The sequence below is a fragment of the Rhodovulum viride genome (assembly GCF_003265965.1).
GTDB lineage: Bacteria > Pseudomonadota > Alphaproteobacteria > Rhodobacterales > Rhodobacteraceae > Rhodovulum > Rhodovulum kholense.
The window spans coordinates 1-751 of the sequence record NZ_MUAV01000137.1 but is presented as its reverse complement, the minus strand read 5'-3'; the positions used below and the strand labels follow the sequence as shown (position 1 = coordinate 751).

Here is a 751-nt window from a genome sequence, read left to right as displayed (position 1 = left end):
GCGGTCGCGTCGTCATGGACCCGGACCTGGGTGTCGAGATCGCCATAGGCATCGGTGCTGCCCTGCCAGAAGAGCGCGTCGGGCGGGGACCAGAAGGCGGCCGTGCCGGGGCCGAAGATCAGATCCCGCCGCTCCTCGATCAGCACCTCGACATTGCTGACCAGCCGCACCGGCCCGGCCGTGCCCAGGTTCAGGACGGCCGAGAAGTCATAGAGCGCATGGGTCGCGCCCTCGTCGGTCGACAGCACGCCGCCCGCGGCCGAGCAATCCGCCTTGGTCCCGGCAAAGCCCGGCGCCTCGTCGAGCCGGGCGACCTCTGTCATCGGCACCAGCGAGGCGGCGCGCAGCGCGACCGCGCTGACCGGGCCCGGAATGCCGGTCGCGTCATAGGGGCGCGCGAGATAGCTGCCCGACTTCAGCGGCAGCGTGGCCTCGGTCGCCCCGCCCGGCACCGCCTTGCCGACGGTGACCGAGCTTTGCCAGGTCGCGCCGGTCAGCGCCGCGGAATGGCGGATCTCGATCCAGCCGCCCTGGCGCACGTCGAGCGACGGGTGCCGGTCCCAGCGCAGCATCGCCACCGCGCCCCCGGCCGCCTGGCCCGCCAGCCCGCTCAGCGCCACGGGCGGCGCGTTGATCCCCTGCACCGCGGTCGCGCCCGCGAAGGTCCAGTCCGACCACATGCCGCGGGTGTTGCGCCCGCGCGCGCCGAAGACATAGGTGCCGGGCGCGACATCGTCGATCAGGTCCTCGG

General features: G+C 73.6%; 1 pseudogene. It reads right to left on the bottom strand.

Annotated elements, in window-relative coordinates:
* Nucleotides 1–751 (bottom strand): annotated as a pseudogene (locus BYZ73_RS23150) (hypothetical protein); the annotation flags it as partial.